We start from the raw sequence: 16,499 nt of genomic DNA, 5'->3' as shown, positions 1-16,499 counted from the left end.
ACGACCGCCCACCGCAGGCACGGCGGGCGGTCGTACGGCATCAGCGGCCGTCGGCTCGGTGGGCAAGGTCGTAGGGGCGCGGGTACGGGGCGGGGCGGTAGCGCACATAGCGGGTGGGCGTGGTCGGATCGGCCGCCGTGGCACGGGAGTTGAGAGACTTCGAGTCCGTGCCGACCCATGTGCCGGCCGTGAGACGGTCCTCCAGGGTGTGCAGGGCGGCCAGCTGCTCGGCGGGGCTGAAGGTGCAGTGGCCGGCGTTGTCGGTGTACGCCTGCCGCAGCAGGGACGCCGACCCGGCGGCGGTGACGGCCCGCTTCAGGGCGCTCTCCGTCTGGACGGGGACGAGGGCGTCGCCGATGGTGTGGACCGACAGCTGCGGCTTGGTCAGCCTGCCGGTGAAGGAGCTGGTGCCGCTCATCCACTCCACGGCGCTGCGGTCGGCGCCGATGCGCGGGGCGCGGTTGAGGGTGGCGAGGTCGGCACGCAGGGACAGGCCGGCCTTCCGGTACAGCTCGGTGACCTCTTTGCGCACGGAGGACCGGCCGAGCAGCTTCGCGTAGTCGACGCCGGTGTTCCAGGACATGTTGCCGCCCGCCCGTGCCTCCGCCTCCTGACGCCGGTTGAAGGCGGCGATCTTCAGCAGGCCTTTGACCGCCTCGTACTGGTTGGCCTGCTGGGCGTCCCAGTCGGTCGCGGCCGGCCGGGGCTGCGTGGGCTGGTTCCAGACGGGGATGTTGTGCAGGGCGGCGGCCAGCGCGATCCTGGCCCGCCCCTCGGCCGTCGTCTGCGCCGAGTCGACCACGGAGGTCAGGGCGTCGGCGGCGGCGTCGGCGGCCGACTGGTCGGCGATGTTCACCAGAGGGACGTCGGTGCCGGGCGCGAGGAGCGTCTTGATGGCGAAGACGGGATCGAGGGTGTTGTTCCAGTTGGCCACCCCGCCGTGGACCAGGCCGCACAGGGAGATCGAACCGTCGATCCGGTCCGGATGCCGCTCGGCGATGGCGGTGGTGACGAGTCCGCCGTACGACCGCCCCCAGGCGATGGTGCGGGACGCCGTCCCGAAGCGTCCGGTGAAGGCGGTGAGGGTGGCGAGCTGATCGGGGACCGCGTCCGTCACCGCCCAGCCGGTGGTGGCGTAGGAGGAACCGGCGAGGGCGTATCCGTTCTTCAGGAGCAGAGCCTTCGTGGCGTCGTCCGGGGCGTCCTGGGCGGGGTTGGCCGGGCCGGTCGCGTAGCCGTGACTGAACAGCAGGACGGTGCCGTTCCATTGGGCGGGCACGTCCATCATGTACGTGGCGCCCGAGGGGAGTCGGCCGTCGACGTGGGTCGTGTCGGAGGCGGCGGCAGCGGTCGTGGCGGGCAGCACGCCGGCGGCGAGCAGAAGGGCGGCCGCACCGGCGATACGGGTACGGCGGCGGGGCCGGCGTTCGTGCGGTGCCGGGGTCGCGGTGGTGGTCGTCACGCGGAGATCCCCTCCGTCCGGCGGGAGTCGGTGCGTTCGGGCGCCGTGCCGGACAAGGACGTGCGGTTGGTCTCGCGCACGAACCAGACGGTCAGCGCGGTGATGAGCGAGCCCCCGCAGATCAGCAGGGCGACGGGGGTGCCGTTGCCGCTTCCGGCCACCAGGCTGCCGGCGAGCATCGGGGAGAAGCCGGCGCCGATCAGGGTGGCGCCCTGGTAGCCGAGCGAGGCTCCGGTGTAGCGGACCCGGGTGCCGAACATCTCGGTGAGCAGGGCGCCCAGCGGGCCGTACATCACGGACTGGGCGATGCCGTGGCCGAGGACGACGGCGAGGATCAGCAGTCCGGGCGACTTCGAGTCGACCAGGGCGAGGACGGGGAAGGCGAGCGCGGCCGAAGTGAGGGCTCCGGCGAGGACGACCGGGCGGCGGCCGACACGGTCGGACAGCGCGGAGGCGCAGGGCAGGACGACCAGAGCGACGCAGGCGGAGACCGTGAGCGCGGTGAGCACCTGCGGGCGGGCGTATCCGATGCCGGTGGCGTACGCGATCAGGTAACTGGTCAGCAGGGACTGGGCGGTGAAGGCGCCGATGCCGACACAGCAGGCAAGCAGCAGCGGCCGGGGACGCCGCAGTACGTCGACGACCGGCAGCCGCGCCTCGGTGCGCTCCTTCTTCACCTCGGCGAAGAGCGGACTCTCGACCACCTTCAGCCGGACGAAGAGGCCGACGCCGAGCAGCACCACGCTCAGCAGGAACGGCACGCGCCAGCCCCACGCCGTGAACTGGTCCCTGGGCATGGCGACCACGAAGGTGACGACGAGTGAGGAGAGCAGGGAGCCGAGCGGGGCTCCCATCTGCGTGAAGCTCGACCACAGGCCGCGGCGCTTCTCCCCGGCGTGCTCGACGACCATGAGGGTGGCGCCGCCCCACTCACCGCCGATGGCGATGCCCTGGACGACGCGCAGGGTGATCAGCAGGACGGGCGCCCAGACGCCGATCGTGCCGTACGTGGGCAGCAGGCCGATGAGGAAGCTGGCGCCGCCCATCAAGCCCATCGTGAGCAGCAGCATGGACTTGCGGCCGAGCCGGTCACCGAAGTGGCCGAAGACGATGCCGCCGAGCGGGCGGGCGACATAGCCGGCGGCGAACGTGCCGAACGCGGCGACCGTGCCGACGGCCGGGTCGGCGCCCGGGAAGAACAGCTCGCCGAACACCAGGGCGGCGACCGTGCCGTAGACGAGGAAGTCGTAGAACTCCACGGCGGTACCGAGCAGCCCGGAGAGGGCGACCCGGCGCAGCTGCCGGGCGCTTTGGCGGTTCGGGGACGGGGGTGGTGACGGTGATGCGACGGGGGACGGGGGCATCGCGGTCTCCCTTGACGGGGGGAAGGACACCGCGAAGGTAGGCTCTCCAGTGACTGTCGTCAATAAAGTGCACAACGTTGGATCGGGCGGGGCCCAGGCGCTGACGGGCGGCGCGCGTCAGGCGCAGGTGTTGAGCAGGGGTGCGACTGACCAACGGGGAGCCGGCCCGGTGGGTCGGACTCACCACCGGGCCGCCCCGACTATGTCGTCACGATGAAGACGGTCAAGCCTGGCCCGTAGGGGAGGCGGCCGGCGCGGCGGCGGTCATCCGGTGTCACCTCCAGCCGAAGCGGCGGTCCACCACCGCTGCGAACTCCTCCAGGGTCAGCACCGCGTCCCCGTTCTGGTCGGCTGCGTCGAACAGCGCCGACGAGGCGTACTCGTCTCCGACGGCCCAGATCGGCAGATCTCCAGAAGCGGCCAGGGACGGGCCTTTGCTGCGCAGAGCGATGATCACCTCTTCGCGGGTCAGGGTCCCGTTCTCGTCGAGGTCGAGTGCCTCGAACAGCTTCCGGGCCTTTTCGCTCATCGTGTCACCCTCGTTCCTGTCGTCGGCCATCGAGCCGACCCACCCCGTTACCAGAGGAGAACGCCTTTTTCCCCGCTCGGGTTCCCTTCTCAGCGACGAATGCGAGTGCGGGCGATCAGCCACATCAGATACGGCGCGCCGACGGCCGCCGTGAGGACGCCCACCGGCAGCTCGACCGGGGAGAACACCCGGCGGGCCAGCACGTCTGCGACGAGCACGATCGTGGCGCCGGTCAGGGCGGAGGAGAGCAGCGGGATCTGGGCGGTGCGGGTCAGCCGGTGGGCGATCTGCGGGGCCAGCAGCGCCACGAAGTCGACCGGGCCGGCGGCGCCGGTCGCCACGGAAGCCAGTACGACGCCGAGCGCGGTCAGACCCAGCCGGACCGGGCCGAGCCGCACGCCCAGCGCGGTCGCCGTGCTGTCGTCCAGGGACACCATGCGCTGCGCGTGCGCCGCCCACAGCAGGGCCGGAACCAGGGCCAGCAGGATCCAGGCCAGCGGCGCGGCCTGATCGTAGCCGCGGCCGTTGAGCGAGCCCGTCAGCCACACCTTGGCCTGCTGGGCGACCAGATAGTCGCCCTTGGTGAGAAACAGCCTGGTCAGCGAGCCGAGCGCGATGGACACGCCGATTCCGACGAGCACGAAGCGCGTCGCGTGCAGACCACCCCGCCAGGCGAAGGCATAGACGAGCGCGGCGGCCGAGAGCCCGCCGAGGACGGAGACGTACGGCAGGACGGTGTACGACGTGAGCCCGAAGGTCATCGCGGTCACCGTCGCCGCGCCCGCGCCGTGCGTGACGCCGATGACGTCCGGACTGGCGAGCGAGTTGCGGGCGACGGTCTGGATCAGCGCGCCGGAGACGCCGAACGCCGCGCCGACCAGCAGCCCGGTCACCAGGCGGGGCAGGCGCAGGGTGCCGACGACGAGCTCGTCGGGGCTCGGCTGCCCGAGCAGCACCCGTACGACCTCCGTGGGGGAGACGTACGACTCGCCGACGCACAGGGACACGACGACCGTCACCGCGAGTACGGCTGCCAGCAGTACGGCGAGGGCACACGCCCGGCGGTGCAGCAGGAAGCTGCCGTCCCGCACGCGGACGACGGTGTAGCCGCGGGGGCGGACGCCACGAGGTGCGGGGGCGGTTCGATCGAGGGGCTGGGTCACGCCGGCACCGTCGCCTTCCTGCGTACCAGCGCGACCAGGAACGGCACGCCGAGCAACGCGGTCATCACGGCCACCGGCACCTCCGAGGGCGCGAAGAGGACCCGGCTGAGCACGTCCGACACGAGGATCACCGCGGGACCCAGCAGCGCCGACAGGGCCAGCACCCACCGGTGGTCGGCGCCCACCAGGGCTCGGGCGATGTGCGGAACCGCGAGCCCGACGAACGCGATCGGACCGGCGACCGCGACGGCGACCCCGGTGAGCACGGTCGCGGCGAGCGCGCCGACGGCCCGCAGGAGCGCCACCCGGTGACCGAGGCCCCTGGCCACGTCGTCCCCGAGCGCCAGGGCGTCCAGCCCTCGCGCCACGACGGCGACCAGCAGCAGCCCGACGAGGACGAACGGCCAGGTCTGCGCGACGACGTCACCGTCCCGGCCGCCGATCGAGCCGACGTCCCAGAAGCGGAACTCGTCGAGGGCGCGGGCGTCGGTGGTGACGATGGCGGACACCACCGAGGCGATGAAGGCGTTCATCGCGGCCCCGGCCAGCGCCAGTTTGACCGGCGAGGCACCGTCGCGTCCGCTGCCCGCCACCGCATAGGCGGCCACCGCGGCCAGCCCCGCACCGGCGAACGCGAACCACACATAGCCGGCCGGCGAGTGCACCCCGAGGAACGCGATCGCGCAGACGACACCCAGCGAGGCGCCCTGGCTGACCCCGAGAACGCCGGGCTCGGCGATCGGGTTGCGGGTGATGCCCTGCATCACGACGCCGGCGACCGCGAGGGCGAGCCCGACCATCACGCCGATGACCGTGCGGGGAATCCGCAGCGCCCGCACGACCTGCGCGTTGTCGCTGCTGCCGCCGTGCAGGAGGGCGTCGAACACTTGGGCCGGAGGGATCTGCCGGCTGCCGAGCGCGAGGCTCAGCAGGGCGGCGACCAGCAGCAGGAGCATGCCCGTGACCGTCCAGGCGATACGACGCCGGGTGGCACGGGACATGCGGTTCCTCTTGCTGTTGCTCTTGCCGGGTGGCAGCCGAATCCCCCTGTACGAGGGCCTACTTGGTGAGGTACTTCTCCAGGTCCGCGAGGACCTCGTCGGCCGCGGTGACACCCAGACCCAGGTACCAGGTCTCGTCCGGGACGTCGTACGCGTGGCCGGCCTTGACCGCCTTCAGGTTCTTCCACAGCGGGTTGCCCTGCGCGCGGGACTTGTCGGTGGCCTTCGCGTCGCCGTACACGCCGGTGAAGATGTAGTCCGCGTCGGCCTGGTCGATGTTCTCGGCACTGACCTCGGCGGCCAGGTCCTCGATGTCCTGGTTCTTCGGGCGCGGGATGCCGGCGTCCTTGAGGATGGTGCCGATGAACGAGGCGTTGGCGTACAGCCGGATCACACCGTCGGGCAGGTAACGCACCATCGACACGGTCGGCTTGGCGGCGCCCAGCTTGGCGTCGAGCGCGTCGACCTTCTTGTCGTAGGCGGCGAGCTTCGCCTTGGCGTCGGTGGTCTTGTCCAGGGCCGCGGCGTTCAGGAGGTAGTTCTCCTTCCACGTGAAGCCGGGGCGGATGGAGAAGACGGTGGGCGCGATCTTCGACAGCTCGTCGTACTTGTCCGCGGCACGCAGCTGGCTGCCGAGGATCAGGTCCGGCTTGAGGCCGGCGATCGCCTCCAGGTTGAGGTTGTTGATCGTGCCGACGTTCTTGGGGCTGCCGGCGTCCTTCTTCAGGTAGGAAGGCAGCTCGGGGGAGCCCTCGGTGGGGGCGAGGCCGACGGGCTTGACGCCGAGCGAGACGACGTTGTCGAGCTCGCCGACGTCCAGGACCACGACACGCTTGGGCTGGGAGTCGATGACCGTCTCGCCCATGGCGTGCTCGATGGTGCGCGGCCACTGGCCCGGCTTGGCGTCGGTACCCATCGCGGCGGTCTTCTCGGCGGCGGACGCGAAATCCTTGCCGCCCTTGGCCACGTCCTTCTTGTTGCCGGACCCGGCTGCGGAACCCGCGTTGTCCGAGCCGTCGTTGGAGCTGCCACAGGCCGCGAGGGACAGTGCGGCGGCGACGGCAAGAGCGACGGCGGCTGTGCCGCGGCGCCGGTGAAGCATGACAGGGCTCCCTCATATGCACATGGGGCCATCAATTAGGCCAGGCTCACCTTATCCGCACGGTCTCCGTGTGCCGTACACGGGGACTGTGTGGTTCCTGTCACGGTCCTGTGCTCTGGAGGTGCGGCTTCCTTGGCGTCCTGACCTGCCAGGACGCCAAGGCCGGCGGGTGCCTGCGGTCAGGGCAGCGTGCACGCGGAGTCGTTCAGAGTGAAGGCGGCCGGGCTCGGGTTGGCGCTGCCCTTCGTGGCCGTGAAGCCCAGGGTGACCGAACCGGCGGGGGCGATCGACGCCGTGTACGAGGCGGAGGCGACGCTCACGTCGCCACTCTTGTCATTGACGCGTCGCGGGGTGGGAAATTCGGCTGCGATGCTGAAATGGAGAGCACGACCGAGGAGGCGCCCATGCCCGAGCCGTCCGTCCTTGCCGCGCTGGTGTCCGGGCTGCGGGGTGGATCGATCGAAGTCGTCGACCTCACCTCGCCCCTGTCGTCGTCGACACCGGTGATCCAACTGCCGCCCCAGTTCGGGCAGACGGCCGTCTTCGAGCTGGAGGAGATCAGCCGGTACGACGACCGTGGCCCCGCCTGGTACTGGAACAACTTCCGCAGCGGCGAGCACACCGGCACCCACTTCGACGCCCCCAACCACTGGGTCACCGGCAAGGACCTCACCGACGTGGCCTCCGTGCCGGCCGGCAAGCTGATCGCACCGGCCGTCGTCCTCGACTTCACCACCGAGGTGGCCAAGAACCCCGACTTCCTGGTCGAGGTCGACCATGTGAAGGCCTGGGAAGCCGAGAACGTCCCCTTGCCCGACGGGGGTTGGCTGTTGCTGCGCACCGGCTGGGATGCCCGCTCGCACTCACAGGAGGCGTTCCTCAACGCCGACGAGAACGGCCCGCACACCCCGGGTCTGTCGGTGGAGTGCGCCCGTTGGGTGGCCGAGGAGTCGCCGGTGACCGGTCTCGGCGTCGAGACGGTGGGGACGGATGCCGGGGGCGCGCACTCGTTCGAGCCGGCCTTTCCGTGTCACTCCTATCTCATGGGCAGCGGCAAGTACGGTCTGACGCAGTTGCAGAACCTCGCCGCGCTGCCGCCGACCGGCGCCGTCGTCATCGCCGGACCGCTGCCCATCGTCACCGGCTCCGGGGCTCCGGCGCGGGTGCTTGCCCTGGTGGAGCGCTCATGAAGGTCGCGGAAGCGGTCGGCCGGGCCCTGTGCGCGGCCGGGGTCGGCCAGGTCTTCGGGGTGGTCGGATCGGGCAACTTCCATGTGACGAACGCGATGGTCGCGGCGGGGGCGCGGTTCGTCGCCGCACGCCATGAGGGCGGCGCGGCGACGATGGCCGACGCGTACGCCCGGACCAGCGGCACGGTCGCCGCCGTGAGTGTGCATCAGGGGCCCGGTCTGACCAACGCGATGACCGGAATCACGGAAGCCGCGAAGAGTCGTACGCCACTCGTCGTCCTGGCCGCCGAGGTGACCGAGCCCCGGTCCAACTTCTATGTCGACCAAGAGGCGTTGGCCCGCGCGGTGGGCGCGGCTACGGTCCGTGTCACGTCGGCGGAGGAAGCGGTCGAGCAGGCGTGCGCGGCGGTACGGCTGGCGGTGGGGGAGCGGCGTACCGTCCTGCTCAACCTTCCGCTGCCCGTGCAGGCGCTGGAGGCGCCGGACGGTGCCCTGGCCCGGGCGGCGCCCCCGCCGCAGCGGGCCCCGGTCGAGCCGGACACAGACGAGGTTGCTGCCTTGTCCCGGCTGCTCGGACAGGCCCGACGGCCGGTATTCGTGGCCGGCCGGGGAGCACGCGGGCCGGGCTGCCGCGAGGCTCTGGAGGCGCTCGCCGAACGGTACGGCGCGCTGCTGGCGACCTCGGCCGTCACTCACGGGCTCTTTCGCAAGAACCCCTGGTCCCTGGGCATCTCCGGCGGCTTCGCGTCGCCCCTGGTCGCCGAACTGCTCCAGGGCGCGGACCTGATCGTCGCCTGGGGCTGCGCCCTGAACATGTGGACGATGCGGCACGGCAACCTCATCGGCGCCCACGCCACCGTCGTACAGGTCGACGACGAGTCGTCGGCGCTCGGGGCGCACCGGCCGGTGCAGCTCGGAGTCACCGGAGACGTCCAGCTCACCGCGCGCCAGGCGTTCGAGGTGGGCGACGGGCAGTGGCAGGGGTATCGGACCGCGGAGGTCGGCACCGCCATCGCGGCGCGGGGGCGGCTGCGTGACGTGCCGTACGAGGACAGGAGCACGCGGGAGCGGATCGATCCGCGGACGTTGAGCATCGCCCTCGACGACATCCTGCCCGCGGAGCGGGTGGTCGGCGTGGACTCCGGCAACTTCATGGGCTACCCGAGCGCGTACTGGTCGGTGCCGGACGAGAACGGCTTCTGCTTCACGCAGGCGTTCCAGTCGATCGGGCTGGGGCTGGCGACCGCGACCGAGGCGGCCCTGGCACAGCCGGACCGGCTGCCCGTGGCGGCGCTCGGGGACGGGGGTGCGCTGATGAGTGCGGTGGATCTGGACACCGTGCGCCGGCTCGGGCTGCCGATGGTGGTCGTCGTGTACGACGACGAGGCCTACGGCGCCGAGGTGCACCACTTCGGTCCGCACGGGCACCCGCTGGACACGGTCCGCTTCCCGCCGACGGACATCGCCGCCGTGGGGCGGGGCTACGGCTTCGAGGCGGTGACCGTGCGGACCCGGGCCGACCTGAAGCCTGTCGCGGACTGGGTCGCCGGGCCGCGGACCGTGCCGTTGCTCGTCGACGCCAAGGTCGTCGCCGATCGGGGATCGTGGTGGCTGGAGGAGGCCTTCCGCGGCCACTGAGGGCTCCGCGGACGCCGACCCGCCTGCCGCAGCTCAGCGCAGGGCGACAGACGGGTCGACGCGGGCTGGATCAGACCGCCGGGGCCGGGTAGGTCGGGTACTCCACCCCGGAGACGTGCTGGACGACGCGGATGACCTGGCAGGAGTATCCGAACTCGTTGTCGTACCAGAGGTAGAGGATCGCGTTGTCGCCCTCCACCTTCAGCGCGCCGGCGTCGATGATCGAGGCGTGGCGCGAGCCGATGAAGTCGCTGGAGACCGCGTCGGGGGCCGTGATGAAGTCGATCTGGCGGCGCAGCGGAGAGGTCAGCGACACATCACGCAGGTGGTCGAGGACCTCCTCACGCGTCGTCTCCCGCTTGAGCTGGAGGTTCAGGATCGCGATGGACACGTCCGGCACCGGGACACGGATCGAGCTGCCGGTGATCCGCGCCTTGAGGTCGGGCAGCGCCTTGGCGACCGCCGACGCTGCGCCGGTCTCGGTGATGACCATGTTCAGCGGCGCGGAGCGGCCACGGCGCTCGGACTTGTGGTAGTTGTCCAGCAGGTTCTGGTCGTTGGTGAACGAGTGCACGGTCTCCACGTGACCACGCAGCACGCCGTACTCGTCCTCCATCGCCTTCAGCGGCGGGACTATGGCGTTCGTGGTGCAGGAGGCGCAGGACAGGATCTGCTCGTCCGGCTTGAGGGTGTCGTGGTTGACGCCGTGCACGATGTTGGGGACATCGCCCTTGCCCGGCGCGGTCAGGACGACCTTGTCGATGCCGGGGCGCAGGTGCTCGGACAGGCCCTCGCGGTCGCGCCACTTGCCGGTGTTGTCGATGAGGATGGCGTTCTTGATGCCGTACGCCGTGTAGTCGACCTCGGACGGGTCGTTCGCGTAGATCACCTTGATCGCGTTGCCGTTGGCGAAGATCGTGCTGCTCGCCTCGTCCACGGTGATCGTGCCCTGGAACTGGCCGTGGATGGAGTCGCGGCGCAGCAGGGAGGCGCGCTTGACGATGTCCTGCTCGCCGCCGCCGCGCACGACGATGGCACGCAGCCGCAGGCCGTTGCCCGAGCCGGACTTCTCGATCAGCAGGCGGGCGACGAGGCGGCCGATGCGGCCGAAGCCGTACAGGACGACGTCGCGGCCCTCGCGGCGCTCGATCTTGTTGGCGCCGGTGGCACCGGCGACGGCCTCGGCGGTGAAGGCCTCGACGGTCAGACCGCGGTCGTCGGCCTTGTACGTCGCGGCGAGCATGCCGATGTCGATCTGGGACGGGCCGAGGTCGAGCGCGGTGAGGGCCTGCACGAACGGCAGCGTCTCGGTGACCGAGAGCTCCTCACCGGCGATCTGCCGGGCGAACCGGTGGGTCTTCAGGATGCTGACCACCGACTTGTTCACCAGGGAGCGGCTGTGGAGGAGGACGGTGACGTCCCGCTCCCGGTGCAGCTTCCCGATGAGCGGGATCATCGACTCCGCGATCTCCTCGCGGGTCTTCCAGTTGGTGAACGAGTCGTCGTTGACAGTCACGGGCCTATCTTTCGAGCTAGGTGGCGCTCATATGCTAACCGCAGGGTGCGACGATCGTTCAAAGGGGGGTCGTTGAGGTGGGAGTGTGCCCCAATTTGGATGGTTTTCCCGCTATATGGAAGAGGAGTGAAGGGTGGAGCTGGAGCTACGGCATCTGCGCGTGCTGTGCGCCATCGCGGACGCGGGGAGCGTGGGCCGGGCGGCGGCGGAGCTGGGCTACTCGCAGCCCGCGATGAGCACCCAACTCCGGCGGATCGAGCGGTACTTCGGTGAGGCGGTGTTCGAACGCGGGCCGGCCGGGGTGCGGTTGACCGCGTACGGCTTCGAGGTGGTCGCCCAGGCCCGCGACGTCCTCACCCGCGCCGACGCGATCGGACGCCGGCCGGCCTCCGGCGCCGCGCCCTCCCGGCGGACGCTGCGTGTGGCGGCGACCAACTCTCCGATGCTCGCGGGCATGCTGTCGGGCGTCCGCGACCGGCTGCCGGACGTCTCGCTCGCGGTGAGCAGCGTGTATGCCTCCTCCCGGATCGTCGAACTGCTGGAGGAGGGCGGGGTGGACGTGGCCATCGCCGCGGACTACCCGGGCCGGGAGCTGGAGCACTCCGACGCCGTGGCCCATCGCGGGATCGTCACCGAGCCGAACTTCGTCGCCCTGCCGTCCCGCCACCCGCTCGCGCACCGTGCTCAGGTCGCCCTCGCGGATCTGGCCGAGGAGGCCTGGTTCCTGACGCCGGACGACGGGGCCGGATGGCCCGGCGTCTTCCACGCGGCCTGCGCGGCGGCCGGCTTCAGCCCTTCGGCGGTGCACGAATTCCTGGGCGACCGGCTGGAGTTGCAGGGAATGATCGCCGACGGGCTCGGCGTCGCCGTCGTGCAGGCGACGACTCGCCCCATCCCGCAGGTCGTCGTCAAGCCGCTGATCGGCACGCCGCTGTGGTGCCGTTACGTGCTGGCGTGGCGGCGTGACGTGGTCACCGAGGCGACGGCCGACGCACTGCTGCAGTCCGCCACCGCCGCATACCGTGAACTCGTCGGCCAGTCCCCCCACTTGAGGACGTGGGCAGCCCGCATGTGGAACGTGAGCGAGGCGTAGCTCCCGGCTCCCCTGAGGCGCAACTCCCGACTCCACTTCGGTCACGCCCACGACGCCTGACGTTATGGGCGGTCAGTGCAATGTGCTATGTCACACGCCATTGTTGGCCCTGGCGGGCGCTGAGACAGTGCCACACACGCCTCAGCACCCGTATCGAGGCGCATCCATCCGTGGAGGAATCCAGATGCGCTACCGCTTCGTGCTGCCCAGACACACGGCCGCCGCGCTCGTCGCATGCGTCACCCTGGCCGGCCTGCTGTCGACGCCCGCGCTCGCGACACCCGCGGCCGAGGCCGCCCCGCTCCCCACCCGGTCGGGGAAGCCGACGCCGCCCCCGCCCCCGACCGGATCCACCGCCGACGCCACGACCCACGCCGTCGTACGCGACCGGCAGCGCACCCCCGCCCATCTGCCGCCCCTGACGCCGAGGCCCGAGCCCGACCGCCCCGGCGCGCAGGAGGTTCCGAAGGCGGCCCCTTGCAGTCCCGCCGACTTCGGGAGGCGAACGGGATCCGCGCTGGTGGCCTTCGTCAAGGCCTCGACCACGGACTGCGTCAACAGCCTCTTCGCGGTCACCGGCACCGACGCCCGCGCCGTCTTCCGTGAGGCCCAGATGGTCACCGTCGCCGAGGCGTTCACGCGCACGGCGCAGAGCTATCGCGGCGACAACTCCACCCGCATCTGGCAGCTCGTGCTCTTCCTGCGCGCCGGTTACTACGTGCAGTTCAACAACCCCACCGACGTCGGCGCGTACGGCACACGTCTGTCCCGGAACACCGTCCGCGGTCTGGACGCCTTCTTCGCCCGCACACCGTCGAGGGACGTCACGGCGGCGAACGGCGACGTGCTGAGCGAGGTCGTCATCCTCACCGACAGCGCCGACCAGCAGGCCCGCTATCTGAAGGTCTACCGGAGGGTGCTGAACGGATACGACAGCTCCTATGACGCCGTCCCCAGCATGCTCGCGGCTGTCAACGCGGTCTACACCCCGCTGTGGCGCGGCAATTGGAACGCGGACTACGTGGGTGCCGTGGCCGCCGACCCGTACATCGTCCGGACCCTTCACAGGTTCGCGCTCGATCACCTCGACCTGCTGCCCACCGACCGGGCGTACCTGGCGTCCAACGCCGGGATGAACCTGGCCCGTTACGTCGAACACCCGTCGCTGCGAGGCATGGTGCGGCCGCTGACCAGGCAGCTGCTGAGCGCGTCGCGGATCACCGGCCCGACGGCCGGACTGTGGGTCGCGGTGGCGACGCAGGCCGAGTACTACGACGGAGCCAACTGCTCCTACTACGCCGTCTGCGACCTGACCGGCCAACTGACCAGGGCCGCCCTGCCGATCACCCACTCCTGCGACGCCACCCACACGATCCGGGCCCAGGCGCTCACCCCGGCCGACCTCGACGCGGCGTGCGACAGTGTGCTCGGCCAGGACGCGTACGTGCACGACCTGGTCAAGGACGACGGCCCGATACCCGGCCAGTACCTGTCGACCATCGACCTCGTCGTCTTCGCCGGCCCCGCCGCCTACCGCACCTACGCCGGGGCGATCTTCGGGATCAGCACGGACAACGGCGGCATGACCCTGATCGGAGACCCGGAGGACCCGGCCAACCGGCCGTTCGCGGTCATGTACCAGAAGGAGCAGGACGACGGTCACGCCGCCCGCATCTGGAACCTCAACCACGAATACACGCACTACCTCGACGCCCGCCACAACATGAAGGGCGACTTCGCCCAGCAGATCTCGGTGCCGGACGTCTGGTGGATCGAGGGAGTGGCCGAGTACGTCTCCTACGGCTACCGCGGCATCACCTACGACCGGGCGATCGCGGAGGCGGGCAAGCACACGTACCGGCTGAGCACGCTGTTCCAGAACACGTACACCAACAGCGACGTGACCCGCACCTACCCGTGGGGATATCTCGCCGTCCGCTACATGTTCGAGCGCCACCCGGCCGACGTCCACCGCATGCTCGCCCGCTTCCGCGTCGGTGACTACGCGGGCGGATACGCCGTCTACGCCTCCGAGATCGGCACCCGCTACGACGCCGACTTCGACCAGTGGCTGACGGAGTGCGCGGCCGGGGCCTGCGCGGTCGGCGCGGCCGCGAGCGGAGGCCGGCCCGCGGTATCCGCACGCTGATCAGTCTTCCGAGCGCGGGTCGACGGCCAGGCCCCGCCCGGGTCGGCCTCCCGGCGGCGGTGAACTTGGCTTCGGTGGGCGCCCTGGACGCGAGCAGCCCTGCTCACGGATGCCCGTCCGGGGCGCGCGCGGCGAGCCCCGGCATCGCCGGTCACCAGTCCCGCGCGCCTTCCAGCAGGTGGTCGCGGACCAGCGCGACATGGGGACTGCCGGACGAGCCCGGACGCTGGACGAGGAAACCGGTGTTGATCGGCGGATCGTCCGGGTCGTGCAGCAGGACCAGCGCGCCCGACGCCAGCTCGGCGGCACACAGGTAACGCGGGAGCACGCTGAACCCGGCCCCGCCCGCCACCGCGGCCTTGACCCCGTTCAGGTCGGGCATGGTGACCGCCGGCTGGCGCGCCAGACGTCTGCCGAAGACATGACGCCAGTAGCGACGCACGATCGGTACGTCCTCGGCGTAGGCGACCAGCGGCACACCGTGCAGCGCGGCGGGCCCGGCTGTCGCGATCGGTGTCGGCCCGCCGATGCGCTCCGCCCAGGAGGGGGCCGAGACCAGTACGAACTCCTCGTCCATCAGCGGCACCGAGGCCAGGGCGCGGCCACGCGGCCGGTACGTCGAGAGGACCAGGTCGTGGTGGCCGGCCCGCAACTCCTCCAGGAGCGGCTCCGTCAGGCCGGGGGTGACCCGCAACCGTACGTTCCTGTCGACCAGCGGCGCGAGGGCCGGCATGACGCAGAGGGTCAGCAGCTCGGCCGGACCGGCGAGATGCACCGGCTCCGCAGGCTGGACATCGTCGGCTGAGCCGCCCTGCCCGGTGACGCCCGCGAGGGCGTCCAGCGGCTCGACGATCCGGGACGCGAGCTCGTCCGCGTGGGGAGCGGGGGCGACGCCGCGCGCCAGACGCTGGAACAACTCCTTGCCCAGCTGCCGCTCCAGCGCGCGGATCTGTGTGGTGACGGTCGGCTGGGACAGGCCAAGCACCCGGGCGGCGGCAGTGAAGGAACCCGTGCGGTACACGGCCAGGAACGTGCGCAACAGGTTGAGGTCAACCGGCGCCACACCGCTGAGCTGGGCTCTCTCCTCCCTCTCATCGGAATCCCTATGTCTCATATGTGTAAGCCTATTGGATTCCAATGGCACGAGCTGCGTACCGTCGAGGCATCGACCTACCGTCTCCCGAAAGAGCCCCCATGTCGAAGATCCTGTTCGTGATGACCGGCGCCCACCACTGGACGCTGGCCGACGGCACCAAGCACCCCACCGGCTTCTGGGCCGAGGAGGCCGTCGCCCCGTACGAGGCGTTCACGGCCGCCGGGCACGAGGTCGTCGTGGCCACGCCGGGCGGAGTCGTCCCGGCCGTCGACAAGGGCAGCCTCGCGCCCGAGTTCAACGACGGTCAGGAGAACGCCGACCGGGTCGCCGCCGTACTCGCCGCGATGACGGAGCTGCGGCAGCCGGTCCGGCTGGAGGACGTGAACCTCGACGACTACGCCGCCGTGTTCTACCCCGGCGGCCACGGCCCGATGGAGGACCTGTCCGTCAACGCCGAGTCCGGCAGGCTGCTGACCCTCGCGCTGGAGAGTGGCAAACCGCTGGGCGTCGTCTGCCACGCCCCGGCCGCACTGCTCGCCGCCACCAGGGCCGACGGCACCAACACCTTCGCCGGATACCGGGTGGCTGCGTTCACCAATGCCGAGGAGGCGCAGTCCGGCTTCGCCGACAAGGCCAAGTGGCTGCTGCAGGACCGGCTCACCGAGGCGGGTGTGCAGGTCCAGGTGGGCGAGCCGTGGGCCCCGCACGTGGTCGTCGACCGCAACCTGGTCACCGGCCAGAACCCGTCCTCAGCCGCCCCGCTCGCCGTCGAACTGCTCAAGAAGCTGGGCTGAATCAGCTCGCCGCCCCGCCCGCGCGCCAAGTGCTGTGGCGGGCCCGAGTGGCTGCAATGGCCGAGGACGCCTCGTGCGCGACGCGCGTACGAGACGTCCTCGTCGGCCATTTCTGGCTACTGCAGGAACGAGCCTTCGGCGTCTCCGAAGCCGGAGCCCTCTTCCGTGGCCTGGCTGCCCCCGGCGCCGAAGGCGGAGCCACTCTGGTCGTTGAACGTGGGCTCCTGCCAGCCCTGGTTCTCCTGGCTTCCGACGCCGAAGCTGCTCTGGTCGTCGACATCGGCGTGGGCAGCGGCAGCGCCGCCGAAGACGACCAGGGTTCCGAGGGCCGTGGCAGCAAGTGCGGTGCGAATACGCATTCGTACTCCTGTGCAGTGGGTGCTGTTGTCACAGGAACATCACC

The 16,499-nt window shown here is 70.9% G+C and carries 15 protein-coding genes; 5 read left to right on the top strand and 10 right to left on the bottom strand.

Annotated elements, in window-relative coordinates:
• Window positions 1–40 precede the first annotated feature (40 nt).
• From ACFY5C_RS09590 to ACFY5C_RS09560, 7 genes are all read right to left on the bottom strand, one after another.
• A complete protein-coding gene (locus tag ACFY5C_RS09590; protein WP_389442543.1) occupies window positions 41–1,462 on the bottom strand; it encodes an alpha/beta hydrolase family protein in 1,422 nt (473 codons plus the stop codon).
• On the bottom strand, window positions 1,459–2,826 hold the full coding sequence (locus ACFY5C_RS09585) for an MFS transporter (RefSeq protein WP_389442540.1): 1,368 nt from the start codon (window positions 2,824–2,826) through the stop codon (window positions 1,459–1,461). The genes ACFY5C_RS09590 and ACFY5C_RS09585 overlap by 4 nt, the downstream gene beginning before the upstream one ends.
• Window positions 2,827–3,100: 274 nt before the next feature.
• Window positions 3,101–3,355 (bottom strand): EF-hand domain-containing protein, encoded by a 255-nt coding sequence (locus ACFY5C_RS09580; RefSeq protein WP_363032180.1) that lies wholly within the window; start codon window positions 3,353–3,355, stop codon window positions 3,101–3,103.
• Between the two features lie 89 nt (window positions 3,356–3,444).
• The gene (locus ACFY5C_RS09575) at window positions 3,445–4,518 is read right to left on the bottom strand and encodes a FecCD family ABC transporter permease (RefSeq protein ID WP_389442538.1); all 1,074 of its coding nucleotides are present in this window, start codon (window positions 4,516–4,518) and stop codon (window positions 3,445–3,447) included.
• Entirely contained in the window at window positions 4,515–5,519 is a 1,005-nt protein-coding gene (locus tag ACFY5C_RS09570) for a FecCD family ABC transporter permease (RefSeq protein WP_389442535.1), read from the bottom strand. The genes ACFY5C_RS09575 and ACFY5C_RS09570 overlap by 4 nt, the downstream gene beginning before the upstream one ends.
• A gap of 58 nt (window positions 5,520–5,577) precedes the next feature.
• Window positions 5,578–6,621, bottom strand: a complete 1,044-nt coding sequence (locus ACFY5C_RS09565; protein WP_389442532.1) for an ABC transporter substrate-binding protein — start codon at window positions 6,619–6,621, stop codon at window positions 5,578–5,580.
• A gap of 179 nt (window positions 6,622–6,800) precedes the next feature.
• On the bottom strand, window positions 6,801–6,941 hold the full coding sequence (locus ACFY5C_RS09560; RefSeq protein ID WP_389442529.1) for a cellulose binding domain-containing protein: 141 nt from the start codon (window positions 6,939–6,941) through the stop codon (window positions 6,801–6,803).
• Between the two features lie 84 nt (window positions 6,942–7,025).
• On the opposite strand from ACFY5C_RS09560, the gene ACFY5C_RS09555 reads away from it, so the two are divergent.
• Together ACFY5C_RS09555 and ACFY5C_RS09550 are read left to right on the top strand one after the other, a co-directional pair.
• On the top strand, window positions 7,026–7,811 hold the full coding sequence (locus tag ACFY5C_RS09555; protein WP_389443363.1) for a cyclase family protein: 786 nt from the start codon (window positions 7,026–7,028) through the stop codon (window positions 7,809–7,811).
• Window positions 7,808–9,448, top strand: a complete 1,641-nt coding sequence (locus ACFY5C_RS09550; RefSeq protein ID WP_389442527.1) for a thiamine pyrophosphate-binding protein — start codon at window positions 7,808–7,810, stop codon at window positions 9,446–9,448. Before ACFY5C_RS09555 ends, ACFY5C_RS09550 begins: the two co-directional genes overlap by 4 nt.
• Before the next feature lie 70 nt (window positions 9,449–9,518).
• Here the strand turns inward: ACFY5C_RS09550 and ACFY5C_RS09545 are convergent, their stop codons facing one another.
• The gene (locus ACFY5C_RS09545; protein WP_369269224.1) at window positions 9,519–10,964 is read right to left on the bottom strand and encodes a glyceraldehyde-3-phosphate dehydrogenase; all 1,446 of its coding nucleotides are present in this window, start codon (window positions 10,962–10,964) and stop codon (window positions 9,519–9,521) included.
• Window positions 10,965–11,097: 133 nt separating this feature from the next.
• Here ACFY5C_RS09545 and ACFY5C_RS09540 point away from each other — a divergent pair, with 133 nt between their 5' ends.
• Both ACFY5C_RS09540 and ACFY5C_RS09535 read left to right on the top strand, forming a co-directional pair.
• Window positions 11,098–12,057 (top strand): LysR family transcriptional regulator, encoded by a 960-nt coding sequence (locus ACFY5C_RS09540; RefSeq protein WP_389442524.1) that lies wholly within the window; start codon window positions 11,098–11,100, stop codon window positions 12,055–12,057.
• Window positions 12,058–12,241: 184 nt separating this feature from the next.
• Window positions 12,242–14,206, top strand: coding sequence for a collagenase (locus ACFY5C_RS09535; RefSeq protein ID WP_389442521.1), 1,965 nt, complete (start codon window positions 12,242–12,244; stop codon window positions 14,204–14,206).
• Window positions 14,207–14,357: 151 nt separating this feature from the next.
• Here the strand turns inward: ACFY5C_RS09535 and ACFY5C_RS09530 are convergent, their stop codons facing one another.
• Window positions 14,358–15,320 carry a LysR family transcriptional regulator gene (locus ACFY5C_RS09530; protein WP_389442519.1) on the bottom strand — a complete coding sequence of 321 codons (963 nt, stop codon included), beginning with the start codon at window positions 15,318–15,320 and terminating at the stop codon, window positions 14,358–14,360.
• An 80-nt stretch (window positions 15,321–15,400) separates the two neighbouring features.
• On the opposite strand from ACFY5C_RS09530, the gene ACFY5C_RS09525 reads away from it, so the two are divergent.
• Window positions 15,401–16,096 carry a type 1 glutamine amidotransferase domain-containing protein gene (locus ACFY5C_RS09525; protein ID WP_389442517.1) on the top strand — a complete coding sequence of 232 codons (696 nt, stop codon included), beginning with the start codon at window positions 15,401–15,403 and terminating at the stop codon, window positions 16,094–16,096.
• Between the two features lie 116 nt (window positions 16,097–16,212).
• Here ACFY5C_RS09525 and ACFY5C_RS09520 read toward each other — a convergent pair whose 3' ends face one another.
• Entirely contained in the window at window positions 16,213–16,455 is a 243-nt protein-coding gene (locus ACFY5C_RS09520; RefSeq protein ID WP_389442515.1) for a hypothetical protein, read from the bottom strand.
• Between the last annotated feature and the right edge of the window lie 44 nt (window positions 16,456–16,499).

This window comes from Streptomyces sp. NPDC012935, from assembly GCF_042900345.1.
Classification (GTDB): Bacteria; Actinomycetota; Actinomycetes; order Streptomycetales; family Streptomycetaceae; genus Streptomyces.
This window is presented reverse-complemented; position numbering and strand designations above follow the sequence as displayed.

Excerpts from the sequence above, each read along its gene's own strand:
- ACFY5C_RS09565 (WP_389442532.1), bottom strand. The coding sequence starts at position 6,621 with ATGCTTCACCGGCGCCGCGGCACAGCCGCCGTCGCTCTTGCCGTCGCC.
- ACFY5C_RS09555 (WP_389443363.1), top strand. The coding sequence starts at position 7,026 with ATGCCCGAGCCGTCCGTCCTTGCCGCGCTGGTGTCCGGGCTGCGGGGT.
- ACFY5C_RS09570 (WP_389442535.1), bottom strand. The coding sequence starts at position 5,519 with ATGTCCCGTGCCACCCGGCGTCGTATCGCCTGGACGGTCACGGGCATG.
- ACFY5C_RS09535 (WP_389442521.1), top strand. The coding sequence starts at position 12,242 with ATGCGCTACCGCTTCGTGCTGCCCAGACACACGGCCGCCGCGCTCGTC.
- ACFY5C_RS09585 (WP_389442540.1), bottom strand. The coding sequence starts at position 2,826 with ATGCCCCCGTCCCCCGTCGCATCACCGTCACCACCCCCGTCCCCGAAC.
- ACFY5C_RS09520 (WP_389442515.1), bottom strand. The coding sequence starts at position 16,455 with ATGCGTATTCGCACCGCACTTGCTGCCACGGCCCTCGGAACCCTGGTC.
- ACFY5C_RS09530 (WP_389442519.1), bottom strand. The coding sequence starts at position 15,320 with ATGAGACATAGGGATTCCGATGAGAGGGAGGAGAGAGCCCAGCTCAGC.
- ACFY5C_RS09580 (WP_363032180.1), bottom strand. The coding sequence starts at position 3,355 with ATGAGCGAAAAGGCCCGGAAGCTGTTCGAGGCACTCGACCTCGACGAG.
- ACFY5C_RS09525 (WP_389442517.1), top strand. The coding sequence starts at position 15,401 with ATGTCGAAGATCCTGTTCGTGATGACCGGCGCCCACCACTGGACGCTG.
- ACFY5C_RS09550 (WP_389442527.1), top strand. The coding sequence starts at position 7,808 with ATGAAGGTCGCGGAAGCGGTCGGCCGGGCCCTGTGCGCGGCCGGGGTC.